The following is an 18,941-nucleotide window of genomic DNA, read 5'->3' as shown; positions in this document are numbered from 1 at the left end:
GGGAACGGCAATGAAAGGGATGGTTGGGGTGATCGTATCGGGACTGCTGATGGCGACAATCGCACAGGCGGAAACCTTGGTGCAGCGTAATCAAACGGTGGTGCCCCATGATGAGGATTACTACAAGGCGACGGTTCGCAATACCGAACTGATCTTCACTGAGCAGAACTGGCCCTTCGCAGAGCATGCCGCCGGTATTGAGCAGCATCTGCAGCCGGATTACGAGGCCACCTTCGGCTATCGGATGGATGCGCCACTTTACGTGGGACTGATCTCCGACAACAACCAGATCGCCAACGGTTTCTCCACCCAGTTTCCCCACAACCGCCAGATCAATTATGTGGGGGGCGCTTCTGCGGTGGATTATTTCGCCACCACCTCCTGGCTCGATACCCTGTTGTTTCACGAGACGGCCCACAACTACCAGATGAACGCCAAGGACAATGCGGTGTCGCGTTCCCTGAATACGGTGCTGGGTAACGGGACTTTCATGACCCCTTTCTTTCCGGCCATTGTCCCTAACGTTTTCGAGTCCTCGTTCATGCTGGAAGGGAATGCGGTACTGAATGAGTCCCGACATGGCAATGGGGGGCGGCTTTACAGTGGGCGCTTTGATGCGCTGGTAAATGCCAAGGCCAAGGCCGGGCATCTGACGCCGGAGCGCGCCTATAACCAGACCCTGTATTTCCCTTACGGCGAAAACAGTTACGTGCTGGGTAGTCATTACCAGTATTACCTGGCCGATAATTACGGCCTGGATGCCACCAACAGCTACTTCAAGATTCGTTCCCGTTACTGGTATCTGCCATTCGTTACCAATGCTCCACTGCGCACGGCCATCGGCAGAAATTTTGATGACACCTTTGACGAATGGGCAGAGCAAGCGAGCCAAAAAGCAGCGCTGGCGGTGATGTCTGAAGGGGAGCCGCTGATCACCTCCAGGCACTTCACTGCGTTGAACAGTGATGCGGACGAGGTGTTCTTTCTGGCCAGTCCCCAGGACGTGCGTGCGCCCTTCCATGTGGTGCTCAATCGGCAAACCGGGGACCTGCAAAAACAACGCAGCACCTATCGCGCCGGCGAGTTGTTCCGTCATGAGGGTGAGACCTGGTCCATGGCCAGCGCCTACAGTTCGCCGTGGCGTATCTCGCAGGGTCTGTTCAGCGAAGGGAGCTATTTGAAGGATGGCACGCGCGGCAAGGTTCTTCAGGGGTATACCTCGGCCGGCAAGCCGGTGTATTTCGACGTGGCCAGTTCCTATGATCAGCCGCAACTGTATGTGGGCGATACCTTTTATGGTCAGGTGAACTCCGGTGTGGAAGTGCGCGGCGATGATCTTTATTACTTCGTTCAGGATGGCGCAGAACGCACCCTGTATCGCAACCGGACAGTGCTCTATCGCTATCAGGGTTACTACGGCGTCGTCGCCGATATAGACAGTCGGGGCAGAGTGCTGTTTGTAGCCAACAGCGAGCATGGTTCGGCCCTGTATCGCGTGGATACGGAGGGCACGGTCAGCCGGGTGCTGGCAGAAGATGACATCGTGGCAGCGCGCCTGCTGGACGATGACAAGGTGCTGGCGGTGGCGATACAGGCGGACTATTACGGGTATTACCTGAAGCCGCTGCAACAGCAGGAGGGTGTACCTTTTGTACGTCAGCTGCGCTGGGATACCGAGGAGGGGCAGGCGGAGAATCTGACCCGGGAGCGCGTATCAGAGCCAGTGGAACTGGATCGTCGTTATCATTCCTTAACGGCCATGCGTTACAGCGGTACCGATTTGTCCTTCTCGTTGTATTCACAAGAGGATGATGACGCCACACCGGAAGATGAGTCCGAAGATCTGCATGGGCTATATAACCTTTGGATCAATTTTGCCGACCCGCTGGAACAAAATCAGGTTACCTTATTCAGCTATCGCGATGAGGATCTTACCAAGCTGGGAGGCGTGGCCTACAGCAACAACCAGTTCTTCCTGATCGGAGGGGTGAAGCAATACTGGGTGCTGGATGATCAGCTGGATCGTGAGACACCGCCAGAGGAAGCGCGCAATCACGGTCTGAGCGCCGAGTTGCGTCTGCCCTTACTGCAGTCCGGGTACTGGTATAGCGAGCTGGCTGGCACCTGGTATCAGGATTATCACCTTGACGAACGTGAACCCCTGGCTGGCCAGTGGCGCCTGAGTCGAACCACACAGTTCGGCAACAGCTATCTGCCCAACAAGCATTTTGGCATCACCGGTTACGGCGTGGATGACCGCGATGACAACAGTTACGGCGGTACTCTGAGTCTGATGACCGATCTGCCGGCGGAGTTTTATCTGGGGGCAAAGGGCCAGTTCTCGCGCAGCAATGCTGCACCCAATCAGTTTGAGCGGCGCGGTGTGGAGCTGGACGAGGCACCGGATTACATTGCCAATGATCCGTCGCGGGTAGTGATTCCGGCACTGGATGATACCTACTACGCGGAACAGGTTCGCTTTGGTGAGGCTAGTCTGTCCAAAGTGATCAATCTTCCCTGGTACTCCTTCAAGTCACCGGTATCACTGCGCCGTGAGGCATTGCACCTGCGCTATCGGCATTACGACATTGATTTTGGTGGCGCTGAGCTGGAGCTGAATCAGGCCATTGTCGGGTTGGATTTTGAGCTGTTGCTGTTCCATCGCTCGCCACTGCGTTTCGCGTTTGAGTATGCCTATACCGACGATGACACCCTCACCAGCGAGAACAGTTTTCAGCTGGTGGCGGGGCTGTCGTTCTAGGGGATGAGTTGAAAGTTTAAAGTTGAAAGGCGCGGAGGGGGTGGTGTCATCCCCATGCCTTTGGTTCCGCGCCGCAGTGACAGTGAGTTGAACCTCGATTTGGTAAAGGATGTTCTTCAACCCTTTCAACGCGGAGACGAGCCCTTCAATCAGTCATGACCTGTCTTCGCGCTTTGAACGTTAAACGTTCAACTGCTTCTATTCCCCCGGTTCGAGTCGCAACAGCTTGCCATTGCTGCTGTCGGTGAGCAGATACAGATAACCATCCGGGCCCTGGCGCACATCGCGGATGCGTTCGTTGCGGTCCTGCAGCATACGTATTTCATCTGTGGGGGTTTGATCCTCAAAGCTGACCTTGTTCAGGTGGGTCAGCTTCAGTGCGCCATTCACCACATCGCCTTGCCAGCCCGGATAGCGGTCGCTGGTGATGAAGGCCATGCCGGAGGGCGCGATAGAGGGCGTCCAGTGCAGCAGCGGCTGGGCATAGCCTTTCTTTTCTGTGTCGCCAATGCTGGGGCCGTAATATTCGCGGCCATAGGTGATCACCGGCCAGCCGTAGTTGGTGCCTGGTTCGGGGGCGTTGATTTCGTCACCGCCACGGGGACCGTGTTCGTTCAGCCAGGGGTTGCCGGTTTCCGGGTGAAGAGCCAGCCCCTGTGGATTGCGATGACCCCAGCTCCAGATTTCGGTGGCTTTACCTGCCTGCCCGGTCAGCGGATTGTCTTCAGGAATGCGCCCGTCATCATGCAGGCGGAGCACGCTGCCCGCGGGGTCGGCGGTGTCCTGGGCTCGGTCCCGTTGGCCACGATCGCCGATGGTCAGGAACAGGTAGCCGTCATTATCGAACAGGATTCTGCCGCCGAAATGTTTGGCGGTATTGGTGCAGGATTTTTCAGCCACATAGATATCGCGGAAGTCGGCAAGGATGCCGCTCTGGTAGGTGCCGTAGCCCACGGCGGTCGTGCCGCCGCCTTCGTGACAGGGTTTGGCGTAGCTCAGGTACAGCCGCTGGTTACTGGCAAAGTCTGGATGGCGTGCCATATCCAGCAGCCCGCCCTGTCCTTTTGCGATCACCTCAGGGACACCCTTGACCGGATTGGCCTGCAGCTCGCCGTTCATGATCCGGCGCAGAGTGCCGCGGCGTTCGGTAATTAGCCATTCGCTGTCGGAAACAAATGCCAGTGACCAGGGGTGATGCAGGCCATCGGTGATTACCGTGGTGGTTGCGTTGGCGTCGCTCCGTGGTTGCAGGGTGGGGTTGTGATCCGCACAGGCGGTGACAGTCAGGCTGGCGAGTAGCAGGAAAAGATACGAGTGCATGGTGAACTCCGTATGAGAACAGAGCTTGAGAATGACATGTTGGTCGTCAGGTTTGAACCGTGCCGCCCAGGGAGTGCCATTCCCACGCCGCGGTTATCAGCAATACCATGGTGCACAGAGTGGCCAGTGTCAGGTTGCTGATTGTCAGGGGGAAGGCAAGCATGCCCAAGGTGACCAGACCGAACAGGTGAGACAAGGGCGGTCGCCCGTTGGTGATGGTCTTGAACAGCATGTTTCCGGCAAGAAAGATCATCGGCCCGCCGATGATGGCCGCTGCAGTTTCCATCGTGGCGATTTGTTGTGAGTGGCTCAATGTGAAATCGGCGGCCACTGCAGTAATCAGGATCCCGATAACAATGGGTGTATGGGCATAGGTGTAGGCCCAGCGTGCCAGCCCGCCCGGGTTGCTGGAATTGGCGATCAGAGGGGCGGCCCGTTCGTGGCCAAAACGAAAGTACAGCCACCAGAAACTGATGGTGGTGATAAAGGTGATGGCAAAGGCCAACAGATTGATGGCACTGGGAGCGATGTCGGTGAAATTGCTACCCATGACGAGAATGGTTTCGCCAAGGCAAATAATAATAAAAAGTGCACAACGTTCAGCCATGTGTTCGCCAGAGACTTTCCAGTCCTTCTCCGAGGAATGTCCCAGGCCGGGCACCCGGAAGCCCAGTGCCGGAGAAATAAACTCCAGGGTCAGTGCAATTGTCCAGATCAGCAGACGTTGCTCATGGTGGAAAAACGTGCCGGTTACCCAGAACAAGGAAGAGACCGTCAGCCAGATTGTGATTCGTTGAAAATTTCGAAAATTCTGCTTATCTGTTCCCTTCAATGCGTACAGCATATAGGCAGACCGTAAAATCTGAATGGCGACATAGGCTCCCGCAAATAGCCAGCCCCGCTCGCCAAACGCATCGGGGATTGACGTGGACATCAGTAACCCGAGAAACATCAGGAAGAACAACATGCCTCGTACGGAGCTCTTGTCCGGGTCGAGCCAGTTAGTGACCCAGGTGGTGTAGATCCATATCCACCAGATCGCAATGCCGAGAAGCAGGGTTTCAAGAAAGCCGCTCAAGCTGAAATGATGCGACAGCGTGTGAGATAACTGGATGATGGTAAAGACGAACACCAGATCAAAAAACAGCTCAACAAAGGAGGCCTTGTGATCGTTGTGGCCGGGTATGCGCAGCAGGGATGGTTTCTTCATGGTGTCAGGGTTTCACGTTCAGGTGGGTCGCAAGGCGCTTGTCGGGGATGACCCATAAAATGGCGACGAAGACATAAAGGGTGGTTGCCAGAAAGGGTGACACCCCGGAAATGGCGATGCCGGCCAGATACAAGAGCAGGGAAATTCGTCCCTTGGTATCAGCATGGAAACGCTTTCGGAGTGGGGCCGATTCCGGGTAGGTGGCTAGCACACAACGTTGCAAGATAATGTAGGCGATGGCAGCCATGAATAACACAAAACCGTAAACTGCAGAGGGAAGACCGGCAAAGGAGCTCTTTCCCAGCCAGTCGGTTGTCAGAGGAATCAGCGACAGCCAGAACAGCAGGTGCATGTTGGCCCACATCACCGGCGCAGTGACAGTACGGCAGGCCATGAAAAGGTGGTGGTGATTATTCCAGTGAATGCCTAGGTAAACGAAGCTGAGGATATAGGACAAAAAGGTTGGGGCAACGGATAGCAATCCCGCCGTTCCGGCCTGGTCCGGGGCTTTCAACTCCAGCACCATGATGGTAATCGCAATGGCAAGAACGCCATCGCTGAGGGCTTCCAAGCGGTGTGTATCCATGGTTTGTGTGCGCTCCTCAGAGGAGCTTTCGGTTTATCAAACTGGCGAGGGCCACCGGTACCAGAAACACGACAAAGAAGATCGGTAACTCCGCCATAAAAGAATACCCGGCGTGGACAATGCCGACGGTCATATTGATGGCCGAAGCGATAAACCAGAGCAGGGCGAAGACGGCGAGCAGGTGGTGTTGCAACCAGGGGATCAGGCGGGCGGTCAGCGCCAGTACGGCGAACAACAACAGCCCTCCGAGAATGACAGTCAGCGTATGCATGGGCGGCTCCCAGTCAAAAGAGCGGCAGGCACGTTATGTGCCCGCCTGGAGTAAGTGGCTGGCATTACCGGGTAGTGTAGCCGCCATTGGGGAAAATCGTCTGGCCGGTGATCCACCAACCTTCCGTGGCCAGGAATTTGATGATGGGGGCGATGTCCTCGATTTTGGTCAGGTCCCCGTTCATGGCCTGTGACTTGTGGTAGGCCACCCGTTCCGGGGTTTCCTGGCCGTAAAAGAAGGGGGTGTCCATGGGGCCGGGGGCCACCGCGGAGACCGAGATACCACGCCCCCCGAATTCCTTGGCGGCGGCACGGGTGAAGTGCTCTACCGGTGACTTGCCGCCGGCATAGGTGGAGTAGCCATCGGTAAAGGCGGCCAGCAGAGAGGTGAGTACAGTGACGATCTTGCCATTATCGTTCAGGTGTTTGCCCGCTTCCTTGATGAAGAAATAGGCGGACTTGGCATTGATGTCGAACATGGAGTCGTATTCTTCTTCACTGGTTTCCACGATCGGTTTGCGCAACACCTTGCCCACGGTATTGATGGCCACATCGATGCCGCCGAACTTGTCCTTGGCTTCCAGAAACAGTGCTTCCACGTTGGCCGGCCGGGTCAGATCGCCCTGGGTCATGTAGGCCTCGCCACCCAGGTCTTTCACCGCCTTGACCGTGTCTTCTGCATCGGCGCGGCTGGCATCGCTGTTGTAATGCACCACGACCTTGGCGCCTTCGCGACCGATTTGCCGGCTCAACAGGCCGCCCAGGTTCTTGGCGCCGCCAGCAATCAACACTACCTTGTCCTTGAATCCGTAATCCGTCATCAGTCTTGCTCCTGCTCGTTAAGGTGTCGACATTGTCTGCAGGCTTGGCGTGGGCATAAACCGGTGTAAGCTGACAGCATATGTCGAAAATAACGAACAATGGAAAAGCATGGACCGTCTCGAAAGAATGCATATCTTTGTCCGGGTGGTGGATTGCCTGAGCTTTACCCGGGCCGCAGAGAGCCTGGAAATTCCCCGTTCCACCGTGTCCACGGCCATCAAGGAACTGGAGGCCGAGATGGGCGCGCGTCTGCTGAACCGCACCACCCGGGCCATCAAGGTTACCGAGGAGGGCCATTTTCTCTATCAGAAGTGCGTGACACTGTTGCAGGATTATGAACAGTTGCAGGGGGCATTTGTGGCCAATGATCGCCGCCCCCAAGGCAAGCTGCGCATCAATGTGCCCGGGCGTCTGGGACGACGAATTCTGGCGCCGGCGTTGCCGGATTTCCTGAATCGTTACCCGGATATTGATATCCAGATGGGGGTCACCGACCGGGCTGTGGATCTGGTGAGTGAAGGCGTGGATTGCGTGATTCGGGTGGGGGAGCTGACCGACAGCAACCTGATTGCCCGGCCGCTGGGAAGCTTGCCGCTGTGCAATTGCGCCAGCCCGGCCTATCTGGCCCGGTATGGCCGACCGGCCACCCCGAAGGATCTGTCATCCCATCCCATTGTGGCGTTTGTGTCGTCGATGACCGGCAGGGTGGAAAGCTGGGAATACCGTCAGGGCGACCGGCTGGAGAGTGTGCCGCTGCCGTCCCGTGTCACGGTGAATACCGCAGAAGCGCTGATCGCCTGTGCCCTGGCAGGGCTGGGGATGATACAGGTGCCGCACTATGATGTGCGCCATCATCTGGACTCTGGCCGCCTGGTCAGCGTGCTGCCGGACGCCGTGCCGCCCCCCATGCCCATCACCCTGTTGTATCCGCACCGGGAACATATGACCCGACGCCTTGAAGCCTTTATTGACTGGGTCGTGCCGGTGCTCAAAGACAAGGTGCTGGGGATGGCGTAGTCAGGCTTGGCGAACTCCGGCATCCCCCGGCTTATTCTCCTGGGGGGCCAGGGTAGGCGCCGATGCGAGTCAGCACGTCTTCACCCGGGAAACCATCGGCGACCAGATCGTTGGCCTGTTGGTAGCGGGCGATGGCCTTGCGGGTGCCGGGCCCCATCAGCCCATCTTCTTCGCCGGCGTCAAAGCCCTGCTCATTGAGGATGCGCTGCAGGCGGGTGACCTGCTCCCGGTCGAGCCGGGGTGCCTGCGGGGGGGGCTGTGATAGGGCGCCGGCGCCGGCGATGCGGTCCGCCAGGCGGCCCACCGCGATGGCGTAGGACTCGGAGCGGTTCCAGCCCATGATGACGCGGAAGTTCTGGTAGGCGAGAAACGCCGGGCCGTTATGACCGGACGGCACGATCACGGATGCCTGCATGTCCGCGGCAGGCAGCGGGCTGCCATCGGGCATGCGCACGCCCATGGTTGCCCATTCAGTGAGACTTCGCTTGCTACCCAGGCCACTGAGGGAATAGTCGAAATTGTCCGGCAGGGAGATCTCCCTGCCCCAGCGTTGCTCCTTTTCCCAGCCCAGATCGCGAAGAAAATTGGCCGCAGAGGCCAGTGCGTCCCGCTCGCTGCCCCACAGGTTTCGTTTGCCGTCGCCATCGTGGTCGATGGCATAGCGTAGAAAAATGGCAGGCATGAACTGGGTCTGCCCCATGGCGCCGGCCCAGGAACCTTGCATGTTCTTCAGCGCCACATCGCCGCGGTCGAGAATGCGCAGGGCATTGAATAGCTCGCCCTTGAAGTACTCCCCGCGCCGCCCTTCGCAGGAGAGCGTGCTGAGAGCATCCAGAGTGGGAATATAGCCCAGATAGCCGCCGTAATTGGTTTCCAGCCCCCAGAAGGCCACCAGGTAGTGGCCGGGAATGCCATATTCCTGTGTCAGCTGGTGTAGCAGGGGTTGCAGATCCTGATAGCGCTGGCGGCCGCTGGCCACCCGGGTGTCACTGACCCGGCGAGTGTAATAGTCGGCAAAGCTGCTGGTGAATTCCGGTTGGCTGCGATCCAGTTCGATGACTTTTTCATTGAGGCTGACGCCGGCCAGGTTATCCCTGACCGTCTTTTCCGGCAGGCCTGCCGCAATGGCATCGGCTTCCAGGGTGGTGACGCACTGGCGAAAAGCCTCTTCCGTGAGTGTTTTCCCGGTATTCACTGCCAGGGCTGGCTGGGAAATGAACAGGGCAGGAACAATGAGGGGCAGCAGGCGTACAGCGGACATGCACTCTCCAGGCAATTTCGATAGGGGGTGGTAAATGCCAAGGATACCTGTCCGCATCGGGCGGGGCTGTAAAAAACTCAGTGAACCAGTTCTCGGCGCACGCGAATGGCGGTGCTGCGTGGGCGAACGTCGATATTTCGATGTTCACAGATGGCGCGTGCCAAGGCCGCGCCAAACAGCAGGATCATGGAGGAGTAGTAGACCCACATCAGTAATACCACCAGTGAACCGGCGGCGCCGTAGCTGGAGGCGGTTGCGGTATACGTCAGATATAGGGCGATAAGGGCGCGGCCGATGGAGAACAGCAGGGCGGTAATGAGGGCAGCCAGAAATACATCCTTCATTTGCAGTACCACGTCCGGCAGCACACGAAACATGGTGGCAAAAAGGAGGGTGATGACCAATAACGAGACCAGCATTTCCATGGCCACGGCCAGGCTGCCGTGAAACGGAATCCAGTCGCTGGCATACGCCATGAGCGATTGGACAAAGACGTTCAGTAATAGCGAGACGAGCAGGACAAAGCCAAGCGAAATTACCACGGTCAGTGACAGCAGGCGGCTTTTTATCAATGCCACGATAGTGTTGCGAGAGGGCCGGGGAGCAACGTCCCAGATGGTGTTCATGGAGTGCTGCATTTGGCCAAACACAGTGGTGGCGCCGATGACCATGACCAGCAGGCTGAGCGCGCCCGCCAGCAATCCCTGGCTAGGCGTCTGGGTCTTGGCGATCAGGTTGCGGATCTCGTCCGTAGCCGCAGGTCCGACGGTGCTCTCCAGCTGGGCAAGAATTTCCGACATGGCCACATCGCTGGTCATCACCAGGGAGGTGACCTTTACCGCCAGAATGATTACTGGCGCCAGAGAAAACAGAGTGAAAAAGGCCAGTGATCCGGCATAGCTGCCCGCATTACTGTCCAGCCACAATCGCGCTGCCCGCTTTAGGATGTTCAGTCCATGAGTGAGGAATGTGGTCATTACGCCTCGATAGTTTGCCTGTGCAGAGAGTGTGCCGTACTTGCCGTGATGGAGAAAGGGGGGTGTGATGCGGTTCATAAATCGGGTGATTGCGGGGTATGAGCGGTAGCGCTGATGGGGTGGAGGGCTTTGCCATCTGGCATTTATTCAATGCGGGGTTCGGATATCACCCTTTAACGGTGCAGGCTAGGTACTTGTTATATATAAAAAAGTAATGCTTTCAACTTATAAAAATGAGTACCAGTCGGATGATTTGATTATCTGCTTCGTGATCATATGGCCTAAAAGAATTCTGGAGGGGCTCGCCCCGGGGTCGATATGTTGGAAGTGATGAAGGGCCTGACGCTGGCCATGATGTTGGTCTTGGCGCAGCTCGCCAGTGCGGCGGATGACGTGTCTCGTGACAAGATCAAAGGTCTGGACGAGCAGGTTCAGGATATCAAGCAGGATGTGCTTGCCATTTCTGCCGAGCTGTTGCAGTTGGAAGAGAAGCTGATCTACCCCTCCAATACCCAGGTTTCCGTATTCGTCTCCATGGCGGCAGATCCGGATGCACGGGTGGATTCCGTGGATATCCGTGTGGATGGCGAAGATGTCATGCACCACGTCTATACCCACAAGGAGCTGGAGGCTCTCAAGTCCGGGGGGGTGCAGCGCATCTATACCGGCAATGTGCGGGAAGGGCAGCACAAGCTTGAAGTGACTGTATCAGGCCAGGATTTCCAGGAGGCCGCCACCCACACCTTCAGCAAGGAACAGGGACCGCGCCTGGTCGAAATCAGCCTGTTTGATTCGGGTAACACCATCAATTTCAAAGACCGGTAATTCATGGCTCTGCGACACGTTGTGCTGTTCGGGCTGTGCGCCATGGTGCCTGCCTGGGCTGACGAGATTTCTGATCAGCAGCCTCGGGATCTGTTCCTGGGGGAGGCATTCTATTACGCCCAGCAAGGGCTGTACTTTGATGCTATCTCCCGGCTGGACGCCGAGCTTGAGCAGTACTATCGGGTGGATGAGCGGAACCTGGACCCGCTGCACATTCATTCCAGCTATGCCGAGTTTTCCGTGGGGGACTTTGAGCTCTCCTATCGGATGCATCGCAAGGCCGGTCGCGCTATCAGCGCAGTATTGGAAGGCGATGTGGAGCAGCCGGTCAAGAATGAAGCCGCCTACCGATTAGCCCGAATCTTTTACGAGAAAGGCGAAAAGCTGAATGCGGTGCATGCCATCGACCGTATCGAAGGCAAGGTACCGGAAAGTGTGCGAGATGATGAACGCCTGCTGCGTGCGCAGATCTACACTGTGAATGGTCGATTCAGTGAAGCCATCGACATACTGGAAAAACTGGAAAAGGTGCCCGGCTATGAAGGCTTTGCGGGGTACAACCTGGGTATTGCCCTGATTCTCTCCGGACAAGAAAAGAAGGGCCTCGACCAGCTGGACAAGACTGGTCAAATCAAGGTGAGCAAAAAAGACGAGCCATCGCTGGGTATTCGTGACAAGGCCAACCTGGTGCTGGGCTATCGTTTGCTGGAAGCAGAGAAACCGGAAGAAGCGAAGCAGTATCTTGACCGGGTTCGGCTCGACGGGCCGTTCTCCAACAAGGCGTTGCTGGGATCAGGCTGGTCTGATGTGGCGTTACAGCGCTTTGATCGTGCCCTGGTTCCCTGGACCATTCTTTTCAAGCGTAATCCCACCAACAAGGCCGTGCAGGAAACCTTGTTGGGTGTCCCCTATTCCTACGCCAATCTGGAAATGCATGGCCGCGCGGCAGTGCTGTATGGCAGCGCGCTGGATGCCTTCAGTGTGGAAAAGGTCCGCCTTAATGATTCCATCGAGAGCATTCAGAACGGCAACTTCTTCAAGGCAATGGTGCGCGAAGAGATCAAGTTGGACAGTAACTGGCTGATTCGACTGCGTGAGCTGCCGGAAACCCCGGAAACCTATTATCTGATGGACTTGATGGCATCCAATGACTTTCAGGTGCTGTTAAAAAACTATCTGGATCTGGAAGATATGCGCCGGCGAATGAGGGCATGGCAAGAAAACCTTTCAGCCTACGAAGATCTGATCGAAATGCGCCGCCGTTACTACGAACCATTGTTGCCGGGTATTGATGCCCGTTTCCGCGAACTGGATTCCCGAATTTTGCTTCGCATGGAGCAGCGCGACAGCATTCGCGATCGTCTGCAGCGTTTGCTGGTCGCTCCGCGTCCGGAAATGCTGATTACTGCGAATGAGCGGATTGTCTCCATGCAGCTCGATCAGCTTGAGCGTCAATACCAGAACGATGAGAGCCCTGCAGGTGTTGACGCGCGCCGACGCATCAGGCGGCTGCGAGGCGTGCTCAGCTGGAATGTGAATCAGGATTACCAGGATCGTCTGACTGAGGCCTTCGAGCACCTCCGCGAACTGGAAGCCGACGTTGCGAGAATGGAGGCTCTCTATGCCTCCTACGTACGTAATCGCCAGGCGGCGACGCAAAGCTATAAAGGCTATGAAGAGCAGATTGTCAGGGCGCGGGCCAAGATCGACCGTGCCAACAAGACGGTGGCGCACCTCATGAATGGCGTGGGCCACATGCTGGAGAAAATGGCGATCAACGAACTCAGGCAGCGCCGTGAGCGTATCGATCAATACCAGATTCAGGCGCGCTTCGCGATGGCAGAAAGCTATGACCGCGCGGTGAAGGCCCAGCAGGAAGCAGCGCAGCAGAAAATGATGCAGATCAGAGAGGCAGGTAAGGCCGGTGGTGAAGCATCGGATGACGCTGCTGTCGGAGAAAAAGACGGGGAGGCTAGCACGCCATGATGCCTTTTCGTTTTGTGGGTTTGCTTGCCACCTCCGTGATGCTGGCCTCCTGTGCGTCGGTATCGGAAAAAGGCACCATTGCCGAACTGCGTAATGTGAAGCTGGATCTTTCCGATGAGGTTATCGAGGGTGGCATCGAAAAGGCCATGCAGGGTTACCGGAATTTCCTGGAAGAAACCCCGGAGTCGGCCATGACGCCGGAGGCGATTCGTCGTCTTGCCGATCTGAAAATCGAGCGTGAATACGGCACTTTCGAGAGCCCGGGGGTGGGCGTGACCGCGCCGGCTACTGGTGCTGCAGTCGCGGCAATGGATGCGCCGGAGAAATCAGCACTGTCCACAGCTGCGGAAGCTGCGGCTTCCGGCATCGCGGTGGTTGGTGATCAGGAGTCGGAGTCCGAATTCGAAAACCGAACCACCCAGACAGATTTGCCGACAACAGTTGGTGCAGTGCCGGAAGACCAGGTTGCCAATGGTCTGGAAAACAAGAGCGCAGAAGAAGCCATTGGGCTTTACAAGCAATTGCTTGAAAAATACCCGATGTACGAGCGTAACGATCAAGTGCTCTATCAGATGACACGGGCCTATGAAGAGCTGGGGCGAGTGGATGAAGCCATTGGTGTAATGAACCGCATCGCATCTGAATACCCGAATTCCGATTACATTGATGAAATCCAGTTTCGGCGTGGTGAGTATTACTTTACGCGCAAGAAATATCTGGACGCAGAAAACGCCTACCTGGCCATCGTTAACATGGGGCCGGGTTCTTTTTACTACGAGCTGTCGCTCTACAAGCTGGGTTGGACCTTCTACAAGCAGGACATGCTTGAAGAAGGCATGGACCAGTTTGTGGCCTTGCTCGACCACAAGATCAGTATTGGTTACGACTTCGACAGCCCGGAAGATGATATTGAGCAGAAGCGCGTTGATGATACCTTCCGGGTTATCAGTCTGAGTTTTTCTGCCATGGGCGGCCCGGATTCCGTGGTCAACTACTTCAAGAAAAATGGCGAGCGCAGCTATGAAGTGGATATCTACCGCAATCTGGGCGAGTACTATCTCGATAAGCGTCGCTATGCGGATGCAGCGTCTTCCTATAAAACTTTTGTAGAGCTCAATCCCTATCACAAGGTGGCGCCGCACTTTGATATGCGGGTCATCGAGATCTACAAGAAAGGGGGCTTTCCGAAACTGGTTATTGATGCCAACAAGGAATTTGCCACCAGCTATGGCCTGAAGTCGAAATACTGGCAGCACTTTGAAGTGGCGTCCTACCCGGACGTGCTGGCATTGCTCAAGTCCACACTGACCGAACTGGCAAATTACTACCACGCCATGTACCAGAACAGGGACTTTTCCAAACAACGGGCCGACAACTTTGTTGAAGCACAGCACTGGTACCACGAATTCCTCGACTCTTTCCCGAAGGACAAGCAGGCGCCGGTAATGAACTATCAGCTGGCAGACCTGTTGCTGGAGAACAAGTCCTATCATGAGGCTGCGCTGGAATATGAGCGTACCGCCTATGATTACCCGGCTCACGAGAAAGCGTCTGCGGCAGGTTACGCAGCAGTGTATACCCACCGTAAGAACCTGGAGGTGGCGGAGCAAGAGAGCAAGGATACGGTCAAGCGTGATGTGATTCGCAGCTCCCTGCGTTTTTCAGAGGCATTCCCGGAGCACGAAAAGGCGTCCTTGGTCATGAACGCCGCGCTGGAAGATATCTTTGCCATGAAGGATTACACCTTCGCAGTGACAACCGGTCGCAAGATGCTGGAAATGTTCCCGCAGGCGCCCCGGGAAGAACGCCGTTCCGGTTGGCTGATCGTGGCGCATTCATCCTTCGAGCTGGAGAAGTTCGCTGATGCTGAAGCCTCTTACCAGAATGTGCTGACTCTGACGGCCCCGGATGACCCGAGTCGTGGTGAGCTGGTGGAGAATCTGGCCGCCTCCATTTACAAGCAGGGTGAACAAGCCAATGACGAAGGCCAGTTCTTGATGGCGGCAGAGCATTTTCTGCGTGTAGGTCAGGCGGCGCCGCAATCCAGGCTGCGTCCTGCTGCTGACTACGATGCAGCAACGGCACTGATCAAACTGGAAGACTGGACCCGCTCCGCGAATGTGCTGAGGGCATTCCGCGATAATTATCCTGATCACGAACTCCAGGCGGATGTCACCAAGAAACTGGCACAGGTTTACAGCGAAGACGGCAAGCTGGCGCTGGCTGCGGCAGAATATGAGCGCATCGAAAGTGAGAGTGATGATGAGGGTATTCGTCGCGAAGCGTTGAAGGTTGCTGCTGATCTTTACATGGAAGTGGATGACAAGGATAAGGCCATCGATGTTCGTCGTCGCTTTATCGCGTACTTCCCGGCCCCCCGTGAACCGGTGATGGAAATGCATAGCGCAATTGCCGGTATTCTTAAATCCAGAGGCGATATTGCGGGCTATCACAACGAACTGAATGCACTGGTGAATGTGTATTCTCAAGCAGGAGCAGATGATCGTACTGATCGTATGCGCTACCTGGCCGGTACCGCACACCTGACCCTCACCGAGCCGATGTATGACGAGTTTGCCGAGCTCAAGCTGACCCAGCCATTTGAAACCAGTCTGCGTCAAAAGCGCGATGCCATGAAGGCAGCAAATTCTGCCTTCGGTAAATTGGTGGATTACGAAATTGGTGAGGTGACGGCGGCAGCGACGTACTACATTGCGGAAATCTACTACAACTTTAGTCGCTCGCTGTTGAATTCAGAACGTCCCAGCGGTTTGAGTGAGCTGGAAATGCAGCAGTATGAATTCCTTCTGGATGAGCAGTCCTATCCTTTCGAAGAAAAATCCATCGACATTCACGAGAAAAACGTGGGGCTGATTGATGTGGGTGTCTACAACGATTGGGTGGACAAGAGTATTGCCAGGCTTTCCAAGGTGATGCCTGGCCGCTATGCCAAGTTTGAGGAAAGTAGTGGCTTTATTACGATGGTCAATAATGTGAGTTACCAGTCACTGGTAAATCCCCGATTGCCGGTGACGCCATTGGAGAAAGAGGCTCTTGCTGGTGACGCGATTGAAGCCGGTGTTGCCAGCGACGCTTCGGTCGTTGCTGAAAAGAATGAAACGGTATCGACGCATGAGTCCGCCCCAGATTCTTCTTTGGAGAAGGCTGGTGAAAACGAGGCGGTCGGCACGACTGAAGCGTCGCCTGAAAATGATACCGGTGAAAAGGCCGCAGGTGCGGCTGTGGTTCCGGCCGAGACAGCGTCTACCGAGGAAGTGGAGTCATGAAAATGCGACTGAGCTCTCTTCGAATCATGTCACCAACTGTTGGGTTGCTGATAACTCTTATGGTTAGCGGCTGCGCAACCACATCGGGCCCTCGAGAGTCCGCCGGCAATATCGTGTTAGATGATGCGCAGAACGCCTTGTTCAATGCTGCCATGCTGCAAATGGATCAGGAAAATTATCAGGCGGGCATCGATCAACTTGAGAAGCTAGTTGCCCAGAATAACACCAGTGCGGTGCCCTATATCAATATGGCTATCGCTTACAAAAAGCTTGAATCACCAGACAAGGCCAGGGAAAAACTGGAACTTGCGCTGGAATTGGAGCCAGAAAATCCCGTCGCGAATAATGAGTACGCACTGCTCCTCAGAAAAATGGGACAGTTTATCGAGGCGCGAAAGACTTACGAAAAAATTCTGACAAAATATCCAAAGTTTGCGTTGGCCAACAAAAACCTGGGCGTGCTGTGTGATATCTATATCAAGGATTACCAGTGCGCACTGGATGCCTACCAGGCATACAGCGCAGTGACGCCGGACGATCAAGATGTGCAGATCTGGATTTCGGATCTGGAAATGCGAACGCAATAGGCAAGGGAGGCATCATGAGACAGCTTGCTTATATGTTTTTCCTGCTGTGCCTTCTGCCTGCCTGGGTTCAGGCAGAAGGTACTGCTCAGGAAACCAAGGAAATATCAGGGATGTCTGTAATGGGGAATAACGACGCCCCCAAGTCCCTGTACATCGTGCCCTGGAAAACTTCCGAAATCGGACTGGAAACGGATCTGACTTCCAGTCTTCTCAATGAGGACATGACACCGGTAGACAAGCCGGTATTCATGCGGGAGCTGGAGTTTTATCAGGTAAGCACGGAAGGCACTGAAAAATAATCAACCATTAGGTTCTGAGGAAGAGTGAAGTCATGAACGTTATTATCAAATTTTTCCAGGATGGCGGTTTCTGGATGTACCCGATCCTGATTGTGGGGATCCTGGGTGGCGCCTTTGCCGTCGAGCGTTTTATCAAGCTGAAGCTTCTTGAGCGAGCTAACCGGCGCACATGGAATGATATCCATCCGTTGCTGGTAAAGGGGGACTTCGATAAGGCTCGCCAGATGGTGGAAGCCAGTAATTCGGCAGTGGGCCAGCTTCTGACCATGGGGCTGGAAGTCCAGGGTACCGTGCGCCGCCGTGACGATATCGAAATCGCCATGGAAGAAGCGATGATGGAAATTACGCCACAGCTGGAAGCGCGCACGGTATATATCTCCATGTTTGCCAATGTGGCCACCCTGTTGGGGCTGCTGGGTACCATTATCGGTTTGATTTCTGCATTTGAGGCGGTAGCCAATGCCAACCCGGCAGAGAAATCAGCGCTGCTGTCCAGTTCTATCGCGATGGCGATGAACACCACAGCGTTTGGTTTGATTGCTGCAATTCCGCTGTTGGTGTGTTTCAACATGGTCAACTCCAAGACTGCTGCCATCGTGGGTAGCCTGGAAATGATTTCTGTGAAAACCCTCAAGCTGATCAGCACCCTGTCCCGTCGTGGTTTCCAGGCGCCGCCTGCTTCCAACGAAGCGGACCAGGAAGAAGAAAAGAATGAGGAAGAGGGCGATACCTCCGCCGAAGCCTCCAGCTGAGTGGTAAGTCATGGCACGCAAAACACATAAAAAGCAGCTGCCTGAAGCGGAACTGGACGTCACCTCGTTCATGAACCTGATGGTGGTTCTGATCCCCTTCCTGCTGGCAACCGCGGTGTTTTCCCAGGTTTCCATTCAGGAGCTCAACCTGCCCTCCGGTTCTGGAGGTGAAGTGGCGGACAAGCCCAAGGTCAATATTGAGGTGATGGTGCGTAAGGACGCACTGGAAATCAGTAATGGCAAGGTGATCACCGACCGCTTCCCCAGCAAGGATGGTGAGTATGACCTGGCGGGACTGACTGAAGAGCTGCGCAGGCTGAAAGAAAAGCACCCGGAAAAGGAAGATGTCACTGTGCTTCTTGAGCCGGATATTGAATACAACGACATGATCGCTGTGATGGATACGGTGAAGATCCACAAAATTGAGCAGGAAGATGGCCCGGATGAGTCCGAGGTGCTGTTCCCTGATATTTCCATAGGGGATGCGCCATGAGAAACCAGCGTCGAATGCGCCGACTGGCGCGGATCGGGAACAAGTCAGGCTCCAGTCTGAATCTGACCTCTTTGATGGATATCTTCACCATCCTGCTGCTCTATCTGCTGGTAAACCAGTCGGATACTCCGCTGGAGCCGCCCAAGGATGTGAAGCTGCCGGATTCCATTGTCGAAACCAAGCCGCGGGAAACTGTGGTGGTGACCGTCAATGCGGACCAGGTGATCGTGAAAGGCGAGGCGGTCGTCTCCATGGCCGAAGTGCTGGAGAACGACAAAGGCATTATTGCGCCGATTCGTGACCGCATGGTGGAAATCCGGGAGAGTTCCATCGGTCTGGGGGCCGAAGAAGAAGAAGACAAGAGTACCGAGGTGACGATCATGGCTGATCGCAAGGTGCATTACAGCGTAATGAAACGCGTGATGGCGTCATGTACCGCTGCCGGATACACCAAGATTTCACTTGCGGTTAATCAGAAATAATAATTT

The 18,941-nt window shown here is 55.6% G+C and carries 17 protein-coding genes; 10 read left to right on the top strand and 7 right to left on the bottom strand.

The features are described 5' to 3' along the window. Positions 1–10 precede the first annotated feature (10 nt). Entirely contained in the window at positions 11–2,761 is a 2,751-nt protein-coding gene (locus GQF00_RS07660; protein ID WP_161318581.1) for a hypothetical protein, read from the top strand. A 198-nt stretch (positions 2,762–2,959) separates the two neighbouring features. On the opposite strand, the gene GQF00_RS07655 is transcribed toward GQF00_RS07660, so the two are convergent. The 5 genes from GQF00_RS07655 to GQF00_RS07635 all read right to left on the bottom strand — a co-directional run bounded on the left by GQF00_RS07655 (position 2,960) and on the right by GQF00_RS07635 (position 6,968). Next, the gene (locus tag GQF00_RS07655) at positions 2,960–4,081 is read right to left on the bottom strand and encodes a PQQ-dependent sugar dehydrogenase (RefSeq protein WP_161318580.1); all 1,122 of its coding nucleotides are present in this window, start codon (positions 4,079–4,081) and stop codon (positions 2,960–2,962) included. 46 nt (positions 4,082–4,127) lie between these two features. Further along, positions 4,128–5,291, bottom strand: a complete 1,164-nt coding sequence (locus GQF00_RS07650) for a low temperature requirement protein A (protein WP_161318579.1) — start codon at positions 5,289–5,291, stop codon at positions 4,128–4,130. Between the two features lie 4 nt (positions 5,292–5,295). After that, a complete protein-coding gene (locus tag GQF00_RS07645; protein WP_161318578.1) occupies positions 5,296–5,877 on the bottom strand; it encodes a TMEM175 family protein in 582 nt (193 codons plus the stop codon). Positions 5,878–5,893: 16 nt separating this feature from the next. Continuing rightward, the gene (locus tag GQF00_RS07640; protein WP_161318577.1) at positions 5,894–6,148 is read right to left on the bottom strand and encodes a hypothetical protein; all 255 of its coding nucleotides are present in this window, start codon (positions 6,146–6,148) and stop codon (positions 5,894–5,896) included. 64 nt (positions 6,149–6,212) lie between these two features. Then, positions 6,213–6,968, bottom strand: coding sequence for an SDR family oxidoreductase (locus GQF00_RS07635; protein ID WP_035246190.1), 756 nt, complete (start codon positions 6,966–6,968; stop codon positions 6,213–6,215). A 109-nt stretch (positions 6,969–7,077) separates the two neighbouring features. On the opposite strand from GQF00_RS07635, the gene GQF00_RS07630 reads away from it, so the two are divergent. After that, entirely contained in the window at positions 7,078–7,986 is a 909-nt protein-coding gene (locus GQF00_RS07630; protein ID WP_161318576.1) for a LysR family transcriptional regulator, read from the top strand. Positions 7,987–8,017: 31 nt separating this feature from the next. Here the strand turns inward: GQF00_RS07630 and GQF00_RS07625 are convergent, their stop codons facing one another. Both GQF00_RS07625 and GQF00_RS07620 read right to left on the bottom strand, forming a co-directional pair. Beyond that, complete coding sequence (locus GQF00_RS07625; RefSeq protein WP_161318575.1) at positions 8,018–9,247, bottom strand: lytic murein transglycosylase; 1,230 nt, start codon at positions 9,245–9,247, stop codon at positions 8,018–8,020. A 77-nt stretch (positions 9,248–9,324) separates the two neighbouring features. Beyond that, positions 9,325–10,224 carry a YihY/virulence factor BrkB family protein gene (locus GQF00_RS07620; RefSeq protein ID WP_161318574.1) on the bottom strand — a complete coding sequence of 300 codons (900 nt, stop codon included), beginning with the start codon at positions 10,222–10,224 and terminating at the stop codon, positions 9,325–9,327. Between the two features lie 318 nt (positions 10,225–10,542). On the opposite strand from GQF00_RS07620, the gene GQF00_RS07615 reads away from it, so the two are divergent. The 8 genes from GQF00_RS07615 to GQF00_RS07580 are packed head-to-tail and all read left to right on the top strand — an operon-like array spanning position 10,543 to position 18,935. Then, positions 10,543–11,049, top strand: a complete 507-nt coding sequence (locus GQF00_RS07615; protein WP_161318573.1) for a hypothetical protein — start codon at positions 10,543–10,545, stop codon at positions 11,047–11,049. A gap of 3 nt (positions 11,050–11,052) precedes the next feature. Continuing rightward, a complete protein-coding gene (locus GQF00_RS07610; RefSeq protein WP_161318572.1) occupies positions 11,053–13,035 on the top strand; it encodes a lipopolysaccharide assembly protein LapB in 1,983 nt (660 codons plus the stop codon). Further along, the gene (locus tag GQF00_RS07605; protein ID WP_161318571.1) at positions 13,032–16,322 is read left to right on the top strand and encodes a tetratricopeptide repeat protein; all 3,291 of its coding nucleotides are present in this window, start codon (positions 13,032–13,034) and stop codon (positions 16,320–16,322) included. Before GQF00_RS07610 ends, GQF00_RS07605 begins: the two co-directional genes overlap by 4 nt. After that, positions 16,319–16,909 carry a tetratricopeptide repeat protein gene (locus tag GQF00_RS07600; protein ID WP_161318570.1) on the top strand — a complete coding sequence of 197 codons (591 nt, stop codon included), beginning with the start codon at positions 16,319–16,321 and terminating at the stop codon, positions 16,907–16,909. Before GQF00_RS07605 ends, GQF00_RS07600 begins: the two co-directional genes overlap by 4 nt. Positions 16,910–16,923: 14 nt before the next feature. Next, positions 16,924–17,208, top strand: a complete 285-nt coding sequence (locus tag GQF00_RS07595) for a hypothetical protein (protein WP_202560421.1) — start codon at positions 16,924–16,926, stop codon at positions 17,206–17,208. 32 nt (positions 17,209–17,240) lie between these two features. Then, on the top strand, positions 17,241–17,960 hold the full coding sequence (locus tag GQF00_RS07590; protein WP_161318569.1) for a MotA/TolQ/ExbB proton channel family protein: 720 nt from the start codon (positions 17,241–17,243) through the stop codon (positions 17,958–17,960). A gap of 10 nt (positions 17,961–17,970) precedes the next feature. Then, a complete protein-coding gene (locus GQF00_RS07585) occupies positions 17,971–18,453 on the top strand; it encodes a biopolymer transporter ExbD (protein ID WP_161318568.1) in 483 nt (160 codons plus the stop codon). Further along, on the top strand, positions 18,450–18,935 hold the full coding sequence (locus tag GQF00_RS07580) for a biopolymer transporter ExbD (protein WP_202560420.1): 486 nt from the start codon (positions 18,450–18,452) through the stop codon (positions 18,933–18,935). The genes GQF00_RS07585 and GQF00_RS07580 overlap by 4 nt, the downstream gene beginning before the upstream one ends. Positions 18,936–18,941 lie beyond the last annotated feature (6 nt).

It is taken from the genome of Alcanivorax sp. DP30 (assembly GCF_009882945.1).
GTDB lineage: Bacteria > Pseudomonadota > Gammaproteobacteria > Pseudomonadales > Alcanivoracaceae > Alcanivorax.
The sequence above is the reverse complement of the archived record's forward strand: the minus strand, read 5'-3'. Positions and strand labels throughout refer to the sequence as shown.

Coding starts and splice junctions, on each gene's coding strand:
- GQF00_RS07595 (WP_202560421.1), top strand. CDS start 16,924: ATGAGACAGCTTGCTTATATGTTTTTCCTGCTGTGCCTTCTGCCTGCC.
- GQF00_RS07640 (WP_161318577.1), bottom strand. CDS start 6,148: ATGCATACGCTGACTGTCATTCTCGGAGGGCTGTTGTTGTTCGCCGTA.
- GQF00_RS07585 (WP_161318568.1), top strand. CDS start 17,971: ATGGCACGCAAAACACATAAAAAGCAGCTGCCTGAAGCGGAACTGGAC.
- GQF00_RS07635 (WP_035246190.1), bottom strand. CDS start 6,968: ATGACGGATTACGGATTCAAGGACAAGGTAGTGTTGATTGCTGGCGGC.
- GQF00_RS07630 (WP_161318576.1), top strand. CDS start 7,078: ATGGACCGTCTCGAAAGAATGCATATCTTTGTCCGGGTGGTGGATTGC.
- GQF00_RS07600 (WP_161318570.1), top strand. CDS start 16,319: ATGAAAATGCGACTGAGCTCTCTTCGAATCATGTCACCAACTGTTGGG.
- GQF00_RS07590 (WP_161318569.1), top strand. CDS start 17,241: ATGAACGTTATTATCAAATTTTTCCAGGATGGCGGTTTCTGGATGTAC.
- GQF00_RS07625 (WP_161318575.1), bottom strand. CDS start 9,247: ATGTCCGCTGTACGCCTGCTGCCCCTCATTGTTCCTGCCCTGTTCATT.
- GQF00_RS07615 (WP_161318573.1), top strand. CDS start 10,543: ATGTTGGAAGTGATGAAGGGCCTGACGCTGGCCATGATGTTGGTCTTG.
- GQF00_RS07580 (WP_202560420.1), top strand. CDS start 18,450: ATGAGAAACCAGCGTCGAATGCGCCGACTGGCGCGGATCGGGAACAAG.
- GQF00_RS07660 (WP_161318581.1), top strand. CDS start 11: ATGAAAGGGATGGTTGGGGTGATCGTATCGGGACTGCTGATGGCGACA.
- GQF00_RS07650 (WP_161318579.1), bottom strand. CDS start 5,291: ATGAAGAAACCATCCCTGCTGCGCATACCCGGCCACAACGATCACAAG.
- GQF00_RS07610 (WP_161318572.1), top strand. CDS start 11,053: ATGGCTCTGCGACACGTTGTGCTGTTCGGGCTGTGCGCCATGGTGCCT.
- GQF00_RS07620 (WP_161318574.1), bottom strand. CDS start 10,224: ATGACCACATTCCTCACTCATGGACTGAACATCCTAAAGCGGGCAGCG.
- GQF00_RS07645 (WP_161318578.1), bottom strand. CDS start 5,877: ATGGATACACACCGCTTGGAAGCCCTCAGCGATGGCGTTCTTGCCATT.
- GQF00_RS07655 (WP_161318580.1), bottom strand. CDS start 4,081: ATGCACTCGTATCTTTTCCTGCTACTCGCCAGCCTGACTGTCACCGCC.
- GQF00_RS07605 (WP_161318571.1), top strand. CDS start 13,032: ATGATGCCTTTTCGTTTTGTGGGTTTGCTTGCCACCTCCGTGATGCTG.